The organism is Halorubrum gandharaense, assembly GCF_054654575.1.
The window spans coordinates 1,372,926-1,387,971 of the sequence record NZ_BAAIET010000001.1; the positions used below are offsets into that span (position 1 = coordinate 1,372,926).

At 70.4% G+C, this 15,046-nt stretch carries 18 protein-coding genes; 13 read left to right on the top strand and 5 right to left on the bottom strand.

Going from position 1 to position 15,046, the window contains the following annotated elements; genetic code table 11:
* Positions 1–150 precede the first annotated feature (150 nt).
* The 4 genes from ftsZ (at position 151) to ACYQ07_RS06575 (ending at position 2,402) form a co-directional block, all read left to right on the top strand.
* The gene (ftsZ, locus tag ACYQ07_RS06560) at positions 151–1,308 is read left to right on the top strand and encodes a cell division protein FtsZ (protein ID WP_459879014.1); all 1,158 of its coding nucleotides are present in this window, start codon (positions 151–153) and stop codon (positions 1,306–1,308) included.
* Positions 1,309–1,463: 155 nt separating this feature from the next.
* The gene (locus ACYQ07_RS06565; RefSeq protein ID WP_459879016.1) at positions 1,464–1,712 is read left to right on the top strand and encodes a hypothetical protein; all 249 of its coding nucleotides are present in this window, start codon (positions 1,464–1,466) and stop codon (positions 1,710–1,712) included.
* A gap of 58 nt (positions 1,713–1,770) precedes the next feature.
* Positions 1,771–1,950 (top strand): protein translocase SEC61 complex subunit gamma, encoded by a 180-nt coding sequence (locus tag ACYQ07_RS06570; RefSeq protein WP_459879018.1) that lies wholly within the window; start codon positions 1,771–1,773, stop codon positions 1,948–1,950.
* Positions 1,950–2,402, top strand: coding sequence for a transcription elongation factor Spt5 (locus tag ACYQ07_RS06575; protein WP_459879020.1), 453 nt, complete (start codon positions 1,950–1,952; stop codon positions 2,400–2,402). The genes ACYQ07_RS06570 and ACYQ07_RS06575 overlap by 1 nt, the downstream gene beginning before the upstream one ends.
* Before the next feature lie 51 nt (positions 2,403–2,453).
* Here ACYQ07_RS06575 and ACYQ07_RS06580 read toward each other — a convergent pair whose 3' ends face one another.
* The gene (locus tag ACYQ07_RS06580) at positions 2,454–2,915 is read right to left on the bottom strand and encodes a DUF302 domain-containing protein (RefSeq protein ID WP_459880253.1); all 462 of its coding nucleotides are present in this window, start codon (positions 2,913–2,915) and stop codon (positions 2,454–2,456) included.
* 85 nt (positions 2,916–3,000) lie between these two features.
* Positions 3,001–3,285, bottom strand: coding sequence for a DUF5789 family protein (locus ACYQ07_RS06585; protein ID WP_459879022.1), 285 nt, complete (start codon positions 3,283–3,285; stop codon positions 3,001–3,003).
* Positions 3,286–3,428: 143 nt separating this feature from the next.
* On the opposite strand from ACYQ07_RS06585, the gene ACYQ07_RS06590 reads away from it, so the two are divergent.
* On the top strand, positions 3,429–4,460 hold the full coding sequence (locus tag ACYQ07_RS06590) for a cell division protein CdpA domain-containing protein (protein WP_459879024.1): 1,032 nt from the start codon (positions 3,429–3,431) through the stop codon (positions 4,458–4,460).
* 52 nt (positions 4,461–4,512) lie between these two features.
* On the opposite strand, the gene ACYQ07_RS06595 is transcribed toward ACYQ07_RS06590, so the two are convergent.
* Positions 4,513–5,040, bottom strand: coding sequence for a Mut7-C RNAse domain-containing protein (locus ACYQ07_RS06595; protein ID WP_459879026.1), 528 nt, complete (start codon positions 5,038–5,040; stop codon positions 4,513–4,515).
* Positions 5,037–6,812, bottom strand: a complete 1,776-nt coding sequence (polX, locus tag ACYQ07_RS06600; RefSeq protein ID WP_459879028.1) for a DNA polymerase/3'-5' exonuclease PolX — start codon at positions 6,810–6,812, stop codon at positions 5,037–5,039. The genes ACYQ07_RS06595 and polX overlap by 4 nt, the downstream gene beginning before the upstream one ends.
* 150 nt (positions 6,813–6,962) lie before the next feature.
* On the opposite strand from polX, the gene ACYQ07_RS06605 reads away from it, so the two are divergent.
* The 4 genes from ACYQ07_RS06605 to ACYQ07_RS06620 all read left to right on the top strand — a co-directional run bounded on the left by ACYQ07_RS06605 (position 6,963) and on the right by ACYQ07_RS06620 (position 10,576).
* Positions 6,963–7,691, top strand: a complete 729-nt coding sequence (locus ACYQ07_RS06605; protein ID WP_459879030.1) for a metal-dependent transcriptional regulator — start codon at positions 6,963–6,965, stop codon at positions 7,689–7,691.
* Positions 7,692–7,821: 130 nt separating this feature from the next.
* A complete protein-coding gene (locus ACYQ07_RS06610; protein WP_459879032.1) occupies positions 7,822–8,517 on the top strand; it encodes a LysE family translocator in 696 nt (231 codons plus the stop codon).
* An 80-nt stretch (positions 8,518–8,597) separates the two neighbouring features.
* Entirely contained in the window at positions 8,598–9,644 is a 1,047-nt protein-coding gene (locus ACYQ07_RS06615; protein ID WP_459879034.1) for an NAD(P)-dependent glycerol-1-phosphate dehydrogenase, read from the top strand.
* 86 nt (positions 9,645–9,730) lie between these two features.
* Positions 9,731–10,576: a shikimate dehydrogenase gene (locus tag ACYQ07_RS06620; RefSeq protein WP_459879036.1), complete on the top strand. Its 846-nt coding sequence runs from the start codon at positions 9,731–9,733 to the stop codon at positions 10,574–10,576.
* Positions 10,577–10,606: 30 nt separating this feature from the next.
* Here ACYQ07_RS06620 and ACYQ07_RS06625 read toward each other — a convergent pair whose 3' ends face one another.
* Positions 10,607–11,065, bottom strand: a complete 459-nt coding sequence (locus ACYQ07_RS06625; protein ID WP_459879038.1) for a transporter — start codon at positions 11,063–11,065, stop codon at positions 10,607–10,609.
* 153 nt (positions 11,066–11,218) lie between these two features.
* Between ACYQ07_RS06625 and ACYQ07_RS06630 the strand changes: the two genes are divergently transcribed.
* The 4 genes from ACYQ07_RS06630 to ACYQ07_RS06645 all read left to right on the top strand — a co-directional run bounded on the left by ACYQ07_RS06630 (position 11,219) and on the right by ACYQ07_RS06645 (position 15,035).
* A complete protein-coding gene (locus tag ACYQ07_RS06630) occupies positions 11,219–11,743 on the top strand; it encodes a helix-hairpin-helix domain-containing protein (RefSeq protein WP_459879040.1) in 525 nt (174 codons plus the stop codon).
* A 97-nt stretch (positions 11,744–11,840) separates the two neighbouring features.
* Positions 11,841–13,478 (top strand): anthranilate synthase component I family protein, encoded by a 1,638-nt coding sequence (locus ACYQ07_RS06635; protein WP_459879042.1) that lies wholly within the window; start codon positions 11,841–11,843, stop codon positions 13,476–13,478.
* On the top strand, positions 13,471–14,115 hold the full coding sequence (locus ACYQ07_RS06640) for an anthranilate synthase component II (protein WP_459879044.1): 645 nt from the start codon (positions 13,471–13,473) through the stop codon (positions 14,113–14,115). The genes ACYQ07_RS06635 and ACYQ07_RS06640 overlap by 8 nt, the downstream gene beginning before the upstream one ends.
* Positions 14,112–15,035: an aminotransferase class IV gene (locus ACYQ07_RS06645; protein WP_459879046.1), complete on the top strand. Its 924-nt coding sequence runs from the start codon at positions 14,112–14,114 to the stop codon at positions 15,033–15,035. Before ACYQ07_RS06640 ends, ACYQ07_RS06645 begins: the two co-directional genes overlap by 4 nt.
* Positions 15,036–15,046: the final 11 nt, after the last annotated feature.

A 15,046-nucleotide genomic window follows, 5' to 3' on the forward strand; every position in this document is an offset into this window, starting at 1 on the left:
GTGGCGGTGGGGCGGCGGTGAGGGGGCGGTGAGGGGGCGGTGAGGCGCCGGTCACCCTCCAACCCACGGAAACGAACCGCAGGGGGCGTCCGACCCGCGTCTGACGATTGGGCAAAGATAAATAGGCCAGGGTCGCAACCGTTCCCTATAATGGACTCTATCGTGGACGATGCTATCGACGAAGCCGAGGAGTCTCCCGACGAGGAGGCCGACGGGTTCGGCGAGTCGTCCGGCGAGGGAGGCCCCGCGGGCGGTGCCCCCCGAACCGGAACGATGACCGACGACGAACTGCAGGACGTTCTCAAGGACCTTCAGACCAACATCACCGTGGTGGGCTGTGGCGGCGCCGGCGGCAACACGGTCAACCGCATGATGGAGGAGGGGATCCACGGCGCGAAGCTCGTGGCGGCCAACACGGACGTTCAGCACCTCGTGAACATCGAGGCCGACACGAAAATCCTGATGGGCCAGCAGAAGACGCAGGGGCGCGGCGCCGGCTCGCTCCCGCAGGTCGGTGAGGAGGCGGCCATCGAGTCCCAAGAGGAGATCCAGGACGCCATCGACGGCTCCGACATGGTGTTCGTCACCGCCGGGCTCGGCGGCGGCACCGGAACGGGCTCGGCGCCCGTCGTCGCCAAGGCCGCCCGCGAGTCGGGCGCGCTCACCATCGCCATCGTCACCACCCCCTTCACCGCGGAGGGTGAGGTGCGCCGCACCAACGCCGAGGCCGGTCTCGAACGGCTCCGCGACGTTTCCGACACGGTCATCGTCGTCCCCAACGACCGACTGCTCGACGCCGTCGGCAAGCTCCCCGTCCGGCAGGCGTTCAAGGTCTCCGACGAGGTGCTGATGCGCTCCGTGAAGGGGATCACCGAGCTGATCACCAAGCCCGGCCTGGTCAACCTCGACTTCGCCGACGTTCGCACCGTGATGGAGAAGGGTGGCGTCGCGATGATCGGCCTCGGCGAGTCCGACTCCGACTCGAAGGCGCAGGACTCCGTGAAGTCGGCCCTTCGGTCGCCGCTCTTGGACGTCGACATCTCCGGCGCCAACTCCGCGCTGGTCAACGTCACCGGCGGACAGGACATGTCCATCGAGGAGGCCGAGGGCGTCGTCGAGGAGATCTACGACCGGATCGACCCCGACGCGCGGATCATCTGGGGCACCTCCGTCGACGAGGAGCTCGAAGGCGAGATGCGCACGATGATCGTGGTCACGGGCGTCGAATCCCCGCAGATCTACGGCCGAAACGAGGCCGAGCGCGAGCAGGCCGCAAAGCAGATGGAAGACATCGACTACGTCGAGTAACGCAGTCGTCCGGGAACTCGGTCCGATCCGGGTCGTTCGCTGCGGCCACCCCCGCTCACCTCCCAACCCGGACCTTCCACCCCGAACCTCCCACCCTCCCCCACCCACCACCCTGCCCCAACTGTTGCGACGTTCCCGGTTTCCGCAACCCTCCCATGTCCCCGACTCCGTTCACGACCGGCGCCGACCGCGATACAGTGCCGACGGTGAACGCTCCGGATCCGGACACTGACCGCGGGGTGTCGAACCGGACCGAGCGGCTCCTCAGCGGGGCCGTGTCGCTCGTCGCGGTCGTGGTGGTCGCAGCGCTGCTCGGCGATCCGCTGACGTGGAGCGACGCGACGCCGGCGCTCGCCGGGGTGGCGACGACGATCGCGGTCGCGTCCGCCGTTCGCGGCGTGTGACGACCGGCCGTCCCGCATCAAAAGGTAAAAACCGTCGCGTCTCGAAGCCGCTCGTAACATGGACGTTCCGTACGACCTCAACAGCTACATTCGCGTGCTGAAGCTCGCCAGCACCCCCAGCACCGGCGAGTTCCTCCAGGTGTCGAAGATCGCCGGGGCCGGCATTCTGCTGATCGGCTTCCTCGGGTTTCTCATCTTCACGATCATGAGCCTCCTGCCGGGGGTCGGGGCAGCGTAATGCCGATCTTCTCGGTCAAGACGACCGCGAGCCAGGAGCGGACCGTCGCCGACATGCTCGCCGAAAAGGAGATGCCGGAGATCCACGCGGTCATCGCTCCCGACCAGCTCACCAGCTACGTGATGGTCGAGGCGTCGGACGGCAGCGTGTTCGCCCGGGTCCTCGACGAGATCCCCCACGCCAGTGGCGTCATTCAGGGCCCCGACGGCCCGGCGGAGAGCCCGTTCTCGGAGGTCGAGCACTTCCTCTCGCCGACCCCTGACGTCGAGGGGATCGCCGAGGGCGACATCGTCGAGCTGATCGCCGGGCCGTTCAAAGGGGAGAAGGCCCGCGTCCAGCGCATCGACGAGGGCAAAGACCAGGTGACCGTCGAGCTGTACGAGGCGACCGTCCCGATTCCGGTCACCGTTCGGGGCGACCAGATCCGCGTCCTCGACTCCGAGGAGCGGTAGACGGCCCGCGGCCCGCGGCCCGCGGCGCCGCCGGCGCCACACTCGCGGTTTCTAGCTGTCGTTCTCGACGCTGTCGAGGTTCGCGTACACGGCGTCGACCATCTCGCCGGTCTCCTCGATTATCGCGTCCATCTCCTCGTCGTCGGTCGGGAAGCCGAGCAGCCGGGCGATCTTCATGATGGAGACGTGGTACACCTCCTGGGTGCCGGGCTCCAGCTGGCGCACCACCATGTTACAGGGGAACAGCGCGCCGATCCGCTCGTCGGTGGCGTCGAGCGCCCGGTTCGCCATCGCGGGGTTGCAGGCGCCGAGCACGTAGTAGGGGTCGCGGTCGGCGTCGACCTTCTCGTTGAGCATCTTCGAGGGGGAGAACTCGCTCGGGAAGCCGAATCCGGCGTCCGTACAGACCTCACGGACGTGCTCGATCGCTTCCTCGTGGTCCATCGCCAGCGTTGCCCGTTTCTCGCCGTACGCGTCGGAGTCGAGCTCGTCGGGATCGAAGGGGAGCGTCACGTCCGGATCTGGGTCCGGTCGCACAAAAGGGAGGGGGACGCCGGCGGTTTGGCGGTGATCGGTGGCGGCGAAGGCGGGTGCGGAACTACTCGGTCGCGACCGGGCCGGAGCCGACGACGGCCTCGACGGCCTCGACGAAGTCGCCGCGGGTCTCGAACAGCGCAACGTCGGACTCCGCGAGCACGTCGGCGAGCTCGCGGGGGCCCTCGGGCGTGCGGATCGTGGCGTCGCCCTCGACGGCGACGACATCGCTCTGCTGTGCGGGCCAGGTGAGTCGGGCGGCGACGCGCGCCACCGGCTGCCCCTCGACGTCCGGTCCCTCGCCGAGCTCGACGGCGGGTTCGGCTTCCTCCTCGTCGTTCTCGCTCATACGTCGCGGTTCCGCTGGCGCGACGGTAATACTTTCGATAGCCCGCGATCCGCGGCCGGTATTGAGGGCTCGTCGTCACCCGTGCTACTTCGTCACACGAACGTCTGACGTACTGTTTTCACAGAGGAGGTTGTAGGGCACTTATGACCAGTCTCTCGGAGGTGTACGGCGGGCGGGGTCGTCAGGAGACGGACCTCCGCCGACTCTACCTCGGGGTCTCCCTCTTTGCCGCCGGGACGCTGCTGCTCGTCGCCGGCATTCTCGCGGCGGGCACGGAGATGTTGACGGCTCGCGGCTACACGCTTGGCGATGCGCGGCTCTACGGCGGGGTGCTCGGCGGGCTCGGCGTCCCGACGCTCCTGCTCGGCGTGATGACGGTGCTGCCGGCCGACCGGAACACGCGCGCCGCCGCACTCGTCGGCGCCGCAGTGATGGGACTCGGCGTCGCGATGTTCGCACACGCCTACCCCGGCCAGTGGATCGGCGGCACGGTCACCCACGCGGACAGCATGGACCTCACGCTGCCGACGGCGGGGCTCTACTTCCTCGGCGCGGCGACGACGTTCTGGTGTCTGTTCGTCGGCATTGCGAACTTCAAAACCCGCAACGACCCCGGCGGCACCGTGACAATGGAGGTGACCCACAAAGGCGAGACGAAGATCATCGAGGTCGACCGCGGCCAGCTCGGGAGTATGGGCGGCGTCGGCCTGCTCGGCGGCACGCCCGACGGCGACGTGGAGACGCAGACCAACCGCCCCGGGACGGCCGGGGCGGACAATTCGGAGAGCTCCGGAAAGTCCGGGCACTCGCGAGGTTCGAGCGGTTCGAGCGGTTCAGGCGGAGCCGGCGGCGCGCTGACGAGCGGCCCCGGCGGCACACAGCAGGTGAGCGACGGCGGGAGCGCCGCCGAGCGCATCACGTCGCCGATCGACGGCGACGCAGGGTCTGACGGATCGGGCGCCGGCGGCGCGACCGTCCTGACGGACAGCCAGTCGGCGTCCGCCGGCGACGCGGAGCCATCCGCGTCCCCCCGCGACGGCCCCGGCGACACCTACTGTGGCAACTGCGCGAAGTTCGACTACGCCCGCACCGACGAGGGGATGCAGCCCTACTGCCGGAAGCACGAGGAGGTCATGGACGACATGGACGCCTGCGACGCCTGGACGCCGCGGTAGGCGCCCAGCTCGTTTTCGATTTCGACTTCAACTCCGACTTCGCCTCCGCCTCTCAGACGCCGTCCACCCGCTCGGCCACCCGTTCCCAGTGGCCCCCCTTCCAGAATCGCTGGCCGCAGTCGCGACACTGCCACACCGGGTGGGCGTCGTCGGGGACGTAGTCGGGGCGGTCCGCGGCCGCGGTGTCGTCGCGTTCGACCGGGCCGTTACACCGACCACAACGACGCGGCTCGTCGGCGAGTTCGACTGGGAGACCGGCCGCGCGAAGCTCGCGGAGCTGGTCGAGCACGTCGCGCTCCCGCAAGAGGACACCGTCGGTGTCCTCACGAGCGTCGGCTCGGGCGGCCAGCTCGCGGTCGCGCGTGACCAGCAGTCGGTCCTCCTCGGCGGCGATCGCCAGCAGGCGGTCGTCGGACTCCACGTCGCGGTCGAGCGCGTAGGCGGCGTCGTAGCCGCAAAACCGGAGATAGGTGGCGAGCGTGCCGCACATCACGTCGAGGAGGACCGCTGGGGGCGTCCCGCTCTCGTCCCCGCTCTCGCCCGCGTTCCCACCCTCCCGGCGGTCCGCGCCGTCCGTCACTCCAGAAACGCCCGGAGCTCCTCGGGCGAGCGCGTGTTGAGCACGTCGGCGCGCTCGGCCCACCCTCGTCGGGCCGTGTGGACGCCGTAGCGGACGTGATCGAACTCTCGCGGAGTGTGAGCGTCCGTGTTGACGGCGATGGTCGCGCCCGCGTCGAGGGCCATGCGGACGGCGTCGCCGTTGGCGTCGAGCCGCGCGGGGTTGGCGTTCACCTCGATGGCGGTGTCGGCGTCGGCGGCGGCCGCGGCGACGCGCTCGAAGTCGGGGGCGACTCCCTGCCGGCTGTTGATGATCCGCCCGGTTGGATGGCCGAGCACGTCGACTTCGGGGTGTTCGACCGCCCGGACGAGCCGCTCGGTGGCGGCGTCGGCGTTCTGGTCGAGCGCGGAGTGCGGGGAGGCGACCACGAGGTCGAGGTCGGCGAGCGTCTCGTCGTCCGTCGTGATCGCGCCCTCGGCGTCGATGTTAGCCTCGATGCCGTGGAGCACGCCGATTGGGGCCTCCTCGGCGACCGCGGCCACCGCCTCCGCTTGCTCGGCGATGTCGGCCTCGTCGAGGCCAGTGTTGCCGAAGATTCCGGGGCCAGCAGCGTGGTCAGTGACGACGTGGTAGTCGTAGCCGCGGTCGGCGGCGGCCGCGACCATCTCCGCGATCGTGAACGAGCCGTCGGACCAGTCGGTGTGGGTGTGGAGGTCGCCACGGATGTCGCTCGTTTCGACGAGGTCGGGGAGCGAGCCGTCCGACTCGCGGCCCGCGAGGTCGACTTCGCCGTTGTTCTCGCGGAGTTCGGGCGGCACCCACTCCATGTCGAGGGCGTCGTACACGCCGGCCTCCGTCTCGCCGGCGACGCGATCGCCGACGCGCTGACCCTCGCCGGGGGCGTCGCTGCCGGCCGCCTCGTCCACCTCGCTCACGTCGAAGACGCCGTACTCGTTCACCTTGAGGTCACGGTCGATGGCGCGGTTGCGCACGGCGATGTTGTGGTCGCGCGAGCCGGTGAAATACTGGAGGGCGGCGCCGAACTCCTCGACGGCCACCACCCGGAGGTCGACGCGCATCCCGTCGGCGCGCACGCTGGACTTGCCGGTGCCCGCCTCGATGACGGCGTCGGCGGCGGGCCAGTCGGTGAACGACTCCACGACGGACTCGGGCGCGTCGCTCGCGACCAGCACGTCCACGTCGCCGATGGTGTCCTTCCAGCGGCGGATCGAGCCGCACACCTCCACCTTCGAGACGGCCTCGACGTCGGCGAGGTACGACAGTGCGGCGTCCGCGACGGGGCGGGCGTCGCCCAGCCGGTCGCGCTGTTGGGCCTCCCGGGCGAAAGGGATGTTCTCCAGAATGTTCGTCTCCGTCTTGGGGCCGAACCCCTTGATCTCGCGGATCCGCTCGTTCTCGGCGGCGTCCTCCAGCTCGTCGAGCGTGGTGATGTCAAGCTCCTCATAAAGGGAGCCGACCGTCTTCGGCCCGACGCCCTCGACGCTCGTGAGCGCCGCCATGTCGACCGGGAGCTCCTCGCGGAGCTCCTCCAGCTCCGCGACCGACCCCGTCTCGAAGTACTCGACGATCTTCGAGGCGATGGCGTCGCCCACCCGGTCGATCTCGTCGAGCGCGTCGGTGCCCTCGCCGGCGAGATTCTCGACGGGTGCCGGGTGGTCGCGGACGTTCTCGGCCGCTCGGCGGTACGCCGTCGGCTTGTACTCGACCCCCTGCGCCTCCAGGAGGTCGGCGAACTCCTCCAACCAGTCCGCGACCTCGTCGTTCCGGCTCATCTGTCGTCCTCCGGTTCGCTCGGGGGCGCCTTATAGGTGGCCGGCGACCGACGACCGGTGACCGGCCGGTGATAGCGACCGACGACCGGCGACCGGTGGAGACTCCCTCCTCCGGTAGCTATTTCCGCCCGCCTCCGCAACTCCCTTTAAATGCTCAGCGACGTCATGGAGGACTATCTGAAGGCGATCTACGTCCTTCAAACGGAGGAGGGGCCGCCGGTCTCGACCTCGTCCATCGCGGAGTACCTCGACAAGACGCCGCCGACCGTGACGGACATGCTGGGGAAGCTCGACGACCGCGGGCTCGTCGACCGCGAGCCGTACAAGGGCGTCGAGCTCACCGCGGAGGGCGAGGCGGTCGCGCTGGAGGTCGTCCGACACCACCGGCTGCTGGAGGCGTTTCTCGCCGAGCGGCTCGACTACGACTGGAGCGAGGTCCACGAGGAGGCCGACGCGCTCGAACACCACATCTCCGAGGAGTTCGAGCGCCGGGTGGCGGAGGCGCTCGGCGACCCGGAGTTCGACCCCCACGGTGACCCGATCCCGAGCGCCGACCTCGAACCACTCTCCGATCCCGAACACCCCCGACTGAGCGAGGTCGAGACGGGCGAGACGGTCCAGGTCACTCGCGTCTCCGACCGCGACGAGGCGGAGCTGGACTATCTCGCCGACGCCGGCGTTACGCCCGGGACGGCGGTGACCGTCGTGGACGTGGCCCCGTTCGGGATGGTCACCGTCGAGACGCCCGCCGGCGAGCAGAGTCTCCCGGCGGAGGTCGCCCGCTCGATCCGCGTGGAGCGTGACGAGGACGAGGGCGCGGACGACGGGACGGCGGGCGCGGACGGTACCGGGGACGCCGACGATTCCGGCGAGCCGTAGTCAGTCCGCCGATTCCGATGGACGGATCCCATCTTCAACCCCCGGATCCGTCCGTCAATGTCGGGCTGCGCCCGCCGACGAACACGCCTGCTTCGGGGGGTTTTTGAGGGAACCTGCGCTGTCGAACGACGTGAGTCTCCTCGCGAACGTCGCCGTCGGCGCGCTGTTCGGCCTGGCGCTGGCGGCGCCCCCCGGCCCCATGAACGCGGTCATCGCCGAAGAGTCCGTCCTCCGTGGCTGGCTCGCCGGCGTCAAGGCCGGGGCCGGTGCCGCGCTCGCGGACGTGCTGTTCTTCGCGCTTGCGTACGTCGGACTCGTCGGCGCCATCACGGCTCTCCCGCGGCTGCAGGCGGCGATGGTCGCGGTCGGCGGCGTCCTCATGTGCTACTTCGCGCTCGACGCCGCGCGCTCCGCGCGGGCGTCGTTCCGTCCCACGTCGGGCGACGAGCCGCGGCTGGAAGCCGGGAAGGGGTTCCGCAAGGCGTTCGCGCTGGCGTTGACGAACCCCTACCAGATCCTCTTCTGGCTGACGGTCGGGGTCGGCCTGCTTCGGCCCGGGACGCTCGACGTGCTCTCGTATCTCCCAGTCGTCGGCACCGAGCTGACGGGCCTTCTCGTGGTCACGACCGGCTCGCCCGCGCTCGTCGGCGGCTTCTTCGTCGGCGTGTTCGGCTGGGTGCTGGCGTTTCCGGCGGGGCTCGTCGCCGCCGAGAGCCGGATCGAGACGTTCGCGCCCGTCGTCGCCGTGGGATCCGCGCTGGTGCTGGCTGGATTCGGAATTTTCTTCCTCGTCGACGCCGCGACGACGCTTCTCGGGTTCTTGTAGCGGATTCGCGGCCAGGGGTCGCCACGCGTCGCCCCCTAGGGAGTGACAACGGCTTTGGGCCGCCGGCGTGTGCCACCGGTATGTTCGAGAAAGCGAAGTGGATCAAGCTGCCCCGGTCGGTGCTGCTCGGTCACGGCGTGGTCGACGAGCTCGGGGCGGCGGTCGGCGAACTCTACCTCACGGGCCGACCGCTGATCGTGACGAGTCCGACGCCGAACGAGATCGTCGGCGACCGCGTCCGCGCGCAGTTCCCGGACGCCGCGACTGCGGTCGTCGAGGAGGCCTCCTTCGACGCCGTCGAGCAGCTGAAGGACACCGCGGAGGCGGTCGACCCCGGCTACCTGATCGCGCTCGGCGGCGGCAAGCCGATCGACACCGCGAAGATGGCTGCCGACCACCTCGGCGTCGGTTTCATCTCCGTCCCGACGGTTGCCTCCCACGACGGCATCGTCTCCGGGCGGTCGTCGATCCCGGAGGGGGATACTCGGCACTCCGTCGCCGCCGACCCGCCGCTGGCGGTCGTCGCCGACACGGAGCTGCTCGCGGACGCGCCGTGGCGGCTGACGACCGCGGGCTGTGCGGACATCATCTCCAACTACACCGCGGTGAAAGACTGGAAGCTCGCCCGCCGCCTCCGGAACGTGGAGTACAGCGAGTACGCCGGCGCGCTCTCGGAGATGACCGCGGAGCTGCTCGTCGCCAGCGCCGACTCGATCAAACCCGGGTTAGAGGAGTCGTCGTGGATGGTCGCGAAGGCGCTCGTCTCCTCGGGCGTCGCGATGTCGATCGCCGGCTCCTCGCGGCCCGCCTCCGGCGCCGAACACCTGATCTCCCACCAGCTCGACCGGATCGCGCCCGGCAAGGCGCTCCACGGCCACCAGGTCGGCGTCGCCTCCATCATGACGGAGTACCTCCACAGCGGCGAGGACGGCCAGTGGATGGCGATCCGCGAGGCGCTCGACGCGCTCGACGCGCCCACGACCGCCGACGAGCTCGGCGTGCGCGACGAGGAGCTGATCGAGGCGTTCACCGGCGCCCACGAGATCCGCGACCGCTACACCATCCTGCAGGGTGGGATCAGCGAGGAGGCCGCCATCGAGGTCGCGACGACGACGGGCGTTCTCTGAGGCGGCGTCGCCGCGCTCGTTTCCACCGTCGGCGAAACGACCGCCGCAACGGCGGCTTTTTTGCCGGAGCGGAGCAGCCTCCGCGTATGGACGTATACGGACTGATCGGCAACCCGGTCGGCCACTCACTCTCCCCGCCCCTCCACGAGGCGGGCTACGAGGAACTCGGGCTGGACGCCCGCTACGTCACCTTCGAGCCGGGGAAGGATGACGCCATCCGGGCAGTCGAGGGCGCCGCCGCTCTCGGTGTCAGCGGCCTCAACGTGACGATTCCATTTAAACAGGACGTGCTGGACGCCGTCGATGCCGACCCGCTCGCCGAGCGCATCGGCGCGGTGAACACGGTCGACTTTGGCCCCGTGGTCGACGGCGATTCCGAGGCCTCTCCCGACGACCCCGACGCCCGCCCCGTGGGGTACAACACCGACGCCGCGGGCGTCACGCGGGCGTTCGCCCACCACGACGTAGAACTCGACGGTCGGGACGCGGTCGTGGTCGGCGCGGGCGGGGCCGGCCGTGCGGCCGCCTTCGCGCTCGCGGACGCCGGCGCCGACGTGACGGTCTGTAACCGCACCGTGTCGACGGCCGAGGCCCTCGCCGCGGACGTGCCGGGCGCGACCGGAACGGGACTCGACGCGCTCCCCGAGGCGGTCCCCGCCGCGGACGTGCTCGTCAACGCAACCAGCGTCGGGATGGAGAGCGACGAGACGCCCGTCCCCGCCGAGCTCCTCCACGCTGACCTCGCCGTGCTCGACGCGGTGTACACCCCGATCGAGACGCGCCTGCTCCGGGAGGCGGCGGACGCCGGCGCGACCACCGTCGACGGCGCGTGGATGCTGCTGTTCCAGGGGGTCGAGGCGTTCGAGATCTGGACCGGCGAGACGGCGCCCGTGGAGGCGATGAACGCGGCGCTCAGGGCCGAGTTGGAGTGAGGAACTGCGGCGCCGGTGCAAATCGTCTCTTTAAAAGGCGATCGGGGCGGCCAGCAGGCCGGCCGTGACGATCAGGCCGACGGCGGCCGCGGCGGCGCCGTAGTAGAAGGGCTTGGCCGCGCGGGCGGGTTCGCGGAGCTTGCCCGCGTCGAGCCCGCCGGCGATCTTCCCGGTGCCGATCTCGACGAGCGCCGTCCCGACGAGCCAGAGCACGATCATCGTGAGCACGAGGTGGCCGCGTCCGGAGCCGAACAGGGTGTCGGCGGTGTAGAGGTTTCCAGCCATGTGGCCGCCCGAGACGATGAACGCGACGGCGGCGATGCGGGTGATCCACCGCAGCCGGCCGACCGCGTGCCCGAGGAACTCGTCGTCGACGTTCCCGCGCATCGCGGGCGGGAGCACGGCGCTCGCGACGAACAGCACGCTACCGGTCCAGAACACGGCGAAGCCGACGTGGATCGTCCACATCACTGCGTTGATCAGGTCCATGTGGGGAGATGGGGCTGACCCGACTTATAAGCCGGAGAAAGCGGCGGACGGCGGTTCCAAGCGGAGCGGTTTTCGATGGTACACGCCCGAGAACCGGCTGCGTTTGGCGCCCGCCGCCGGCTTTTAAATAGCCGCCACCCATAATCCACGCTGATGGCGCTACTAAAGAAGCTCAAGGAGAAGCTCGGGTTCGGAGGCGGCGACTCCGAGCGCGGCGGAGCCGAGACGGAGGTAACCGTCGAGCGCGAGTCGGGCGAGAGCGCCGACGCGGGCACGGCGGCGGAGTCGGACGGTGACGAGGGGGCGTCGGCATCGTCCGCCGAGGAAGCCGAGCCGCCGGCCGACGAGGCCGACGAGCCGGTTGCCACCGAGACCGAGGCGGCCGCCTCGACCGAGTCGCTCGTCGACGAGGAGGAGGCGTCGGTCGACCCGACGGAAGCCGCGGAGCCGGCCGAGGCCGCCGGCCCCGACAGCGAGGACACGGAGGTCGCCGGCGACGACGCCACGTCCGTCGACTCGATCAAGGGGATCGGCCCGGCGTACGCCGAGCGGCTCGCGGACATCGGGATCGACACCGTCGGGGATCTCGCGGGCGCCGATCCCGCGGAGGTCGCGGAGGGGACCAGCGTGGGCGAGAAGCGCGCGGCGAGGTGGATCGACCGCGCCAAGGAGTTCTGAGCTCGGCCGGCCCGCTCCCGATGGCGGCAGACCGGACGGGCGTTTCGCAACCGCCGGCGACCACAACCGTTTCATCGTAGCCGGCGAAGCGTGACCCATGCGCAGTTTCGTCTACACCGACCGCGAGCGGTTCCGCGAGGTCGCCGACACGGCGCCCGCGGGCGCTCGCGTCCCGGTCGAACTCCGGGTCACGGTCGAGGCCCCGTTCGACGCCTACCGACGCGCCCGCGACGGCCCGGGCGGCGTGTTCTACGAGACGACGGGTGGCCAGTCCGGCTGGGGCCACTTCGCCGTCGATCCGGAGTCGCGACTGACGGTATCCGCGGACGCCGTGGTTGCGGACCGCCAGGTCGCAACCGCCGACTCACCCACTGGCGACTATCGCCGCGAAACGCCGACGCTCTCCGCGCTCGACGGCCTGCTTGCCGACGAGACGCTGGTCCGGGGCGACTGTGACGTGCCGTACCCGTGTGGCGTGTTCGGCTGGCTGTCGTACGACGCCGCCCGCGAGCTGGAGGACTTCCCGCCGGCGTCGCCCAACGGGCCGGGTGCGGTCGACGACCGGGGACCCCCTCGGCTGCAGGTCGCGGCGTTCGACCGCGTGGCGTCGTGGGAGTGTCCCGTTCCCGACGAGGGCGACGAACCGGTCACCCTTCGGGTGACGGTGTGTCCGCGGATTCCGGGAGAGAACGCGGAGTCCGACGCGCTCGACGCGTGCTACGACGAGGCGGTCGCCCGTGGCGAGACACTCGTCGAGCGGATCCGCGAGGGCGACCCCGCGACCGGGCCGGCGCCGGCACCCGGCGACACGGCCACCTTCGAGAGCGACGTGGGTGCCGAGGCGTACGCGGACGCGGTCCGGGCGGTCAAGCAGTACGTCCACGACGGCGACACGTTTCAGGCGAACGTCTCCCAGCGGCTCCGGGCGCCCGCGGCCGTCCACCCGGTCGCGGCCTACGGCGCGCTCCGGGACGTGAACCCGGCGCCGTACTCCGGGCTGGTGGAGTTCGGCGACCTCCCGGGCGGCGGCCCCGACCTCGTGAGCGCGAGCCCCGAGCTGTTGTTGGAGCGGGTGCCTGACGACACCCATCCGGACGCCGGCGCTCGCCTCGTCACGGAGCCCATCGCCGGCACCCGTCCCCGCGGAGAGACGCCCGAGGCGGACGCGGCGCTGGAGGCGGAGCTCACCGGCGACGAGAAGGAGCGAGCCGAGCACGCGATGTTGGTCGACCTCGAACGGAACGACCTCGGGAAGGTGTCGCAGTTCGGGACCGTCGACGTGTCGGAGTACCGGCGGGTCGACCGCTACTCCGAGGTGATGCACCTCGTCTCCGTCGTAGAGGGGCAGGCTCGACCCGACGTGAGCCTCTCGGAGGCGGTCGCCGCCTGCTTCCCCGGCGGGACCATCACGGGCGCGCCGAAACCCCGGACGATGGAGATCATCGACGAGCTGGAGCCCACTCGACGGGGGCCGTACACCGGGTCGATGCTCGCCGCGGGCTACGACGGGCGTGCGACGCTCAACATCGTGATCCGAACGCTCGTCCGGCACGCCGACGAGTACCACCTTCGGGTGGGTGCGGGGATCGTCCACGACTCCGACCCGGAGGCGGAGTACGAGGAGACGCTGGCGAAGGGGCGCGCGCTCGTGAACGCGATCGACGAGGCGCTGGAGGCCGGCGAGATGGCCGTCGAGGGAGACGGCGGGACGAAGGGGGGTGCCGGCGATGCCTGAGCACGCCGCGAGGAGCTCCGATCCCGGCGCCGGCGACGCCGCTGCGCGGATCCTCGTCATCGACAACTACGACTCGTTCGTCTACAACCTCGTCCAGTACGTGGGGGAGGTCGCCGGCGCGGTGACGGTTCGCCGGAACGACGCGGTCGATATCGGGGAGATCCGCGAGATCGACCCGGACGGGATCGTCGTCTCGCCCGGCCCGGGGACGCCGTCGGAGGCGGGCGTCTCGACGGACGTGTTCGCGCTCCACCGTCCCGTTCTGGGCGTCTGTCTCGGCCATCAAGCGCTGTGTGCGAGTCTGGGTGCGCCCGTCGGGCACGCGCCCGACGTGGTCCACGGGAAGCCCTCCGTGGTCACCCACGACGGCGAGGGCGTGTTCGCCGGACTCCCCGACCGCGTCGAGGTCGGGCGCTACCACTCGCTGTGTGTCGAGCGGGAGGACCTCCCGGAGGAACTCGTCGAGACGGCGACGACGGAGGACGAACGCGAGGTCGTGATGGGCGTCCGCCGGCGCGACCGGCCGCACGTCGGCGTGCAGTTCCACCCGGAGAGCATCCTCACTCCTGTGGGCAAACGCATGGTTGGGAACTTCGTCGCGATGTGCGATCAGGAAGGAGAGGGACCGACCCCATGACCGACGACACGTCGACCGACGACCAGCTCCACTACCACGTGAACGACGAGCTGGTGCCCGCCGACGAGGCGACGGTGCCCGTCACCGACCGCGGGTTCATGTACGGCGACGCCGCCTTCGAGACGCTTCGCGCGTACGGCGGCAACGTGTTCCGGTGGGAGGCCCACGCCGAGCGGCTCGCGAACACCTGCGAGACGCTGGCGCTCGATCACGGGCTCGCGGACGACGACCTGAAACGCCGGATCGACGAGACGCTGGCGGCAAACGACCTCGCAAACGCCTACGTGAAGCTCTCGGTCACCCGTGGGAGCCAGCCGGGGACGCTCGACCCCCAGCCGGAGGTCGACCCGACAGTCGTCGTGGTCGTCAAGCCCCTCGCGCGCGGCGGTGTCGACTCGGCACCCGTCTTCGACGGCCCCGCCGCGCTCCAGACCACCAAGACGCGCAAACCCTCCTCTCGGGCGCTCCCCGCGGATGCGAAGACGCACAACTACCTCAACGGCATCCTCGCCCGGCTGGAGCTGCGGGTGACCGGCGCCGACGAGGCGCTAATGCTCGATCCGGAGGGGAACGTCGCGGAGGGAGCGACCTCGAACCTCTTTTTCACCGACGGCACCGCCCTCAAGACGCCGTCGCTCGACGGGCCGATCCTTCCCGGCGTCACCCGAAAGACCGTCCTCGAACTGGCCGATGAGGAGGGGATTCCGGTCGAGGAGGGGACGTACGCACCCGACGCGGTTCGCTCGGCCGACGAGGTGTTCCTCACGAACTCGACGTGGGAGATCCGGCCGGTGGCGACCGTGGACGGCATCGCGGTCGACGGCGACGGCGAGGGAACCGCCGGCCCCGTTACGACCCTGCTCTCGCGGCTCTACGACCGGCGGGTGGAGGCGGAGTACTACGACGGCGAACGGCTCTGAACTGCTGTCTG

Excerpts from the sequence above, each read along its gene's own strand:
- ACYQ07_RS06615 (WP_459879034.1), top strand. The coding sequence starts at position 8,598 with ATGTTCGAGAAAGCGAAGTGGATCAAGCTGCCCCGGTCGGTGCTGCTC.
- ACYQ07_RS06605 (WP_459879030.1), top strand. The coding sequence starts at position 6,963 with ATGCTCAGCGACGTCATGGAGGACTATCTGAAGGCGATCTACGTCCTT.
- ACYQ07_RS06575 (WP_459879020.1), top strand. The coding sequence starts at position 1,950 with ATGCCGATCTTCTCGGTCAAGACGACCGCGAGCCAGGAGCGGACCGTC.
- ACYQ07_RS06645 (WP_459879046.1), top strand. The coding sequence starts at position 14,112 with ATGACCGACGACACGTCGACCGACGACCAGCTCCACTACCACGTGAAC.
- ACYQ07_RS06625 (WP_459879038.1), bottom strand. The coding sequence starts at position 11,065 with ATGGACCTGATCAACGCAGTGATGTGGACGATCCACGTCGGCTTCGCC.
- ACYQ07_RS06640 (WP_459879044.1), top strand. The coding sequence starts at position 13,471 with ATGCCTGAGCACGCCGCGAGGAGCTCCGATCCCGGCGCCGGCGACGCC.
- ftsZ (WP_459879014.1), top strand. The coding sequence starts at position 151 with ATGGACTCTATCGTGGACGATGCTATCGACGAAGCCGAGGAGTCTCCC.
- ACYQ07_RS06630 (WP_459879040.1), top strand. The coding sequence starts at position 11,219 with ATGGCGCTACTAAAGAAGCTCAAGGAGAAGCTCGGGTTCGGAGGCGGC.
- polX (WP_459879028.1), bottom strand. The coding sequence starts at position 6,812 with ATGAGCCGGAACGACGAGGTCGCGGACTGGTTGGAGGAGTTCGCCGAC.
- ACYQ07_RS06635 (WP_459879042.1), top strand. The coding sequence starts at position 11,841 with ATGCGCAGTTTCGTCTACACCGACCGCGAGCGGTTCCGCGAGGTCGCC.
- ACYQ07_RS06585 (WP_459879022.1), bottom strand. The coding sequence starts at position 3,285 with ATGAGCGAGAACGACGAGGAGGAAGCCGAACCCGCCGTCGAGCTCGGC.
- ACYQ07_RS06565 (WP_459879016.1), top strand. The coding sequence starts at position 1,464 with ATGTCCCCGACTCCGTTCACGACCGGCGCCGACCGCGATACAGTGCCG.
- ACYQ07_RS06570 (WP_459879018.1), top strand. The coding sequence starts at position 1,771 with ATGGACGTTCCGTACGACCTCAACAGCTACATTCGCGTGCTGAAGCTC.
- ACYQ07_RS06590 (WP_459879024.1), top strand. The coding sequence starts at position 3,429 with ATGACCAGTCTCTCGGAGGTGTACGGCGGGCGGGGTCGTCAGGAGACG.
- ACYQ07_RS06620 (WP_459879036.1), top strand. The coding sequence starts at position 9,731 with ATGGACGTATACGGACTGATCGGCAACCCGGTCGGCCACTCACTCTCC.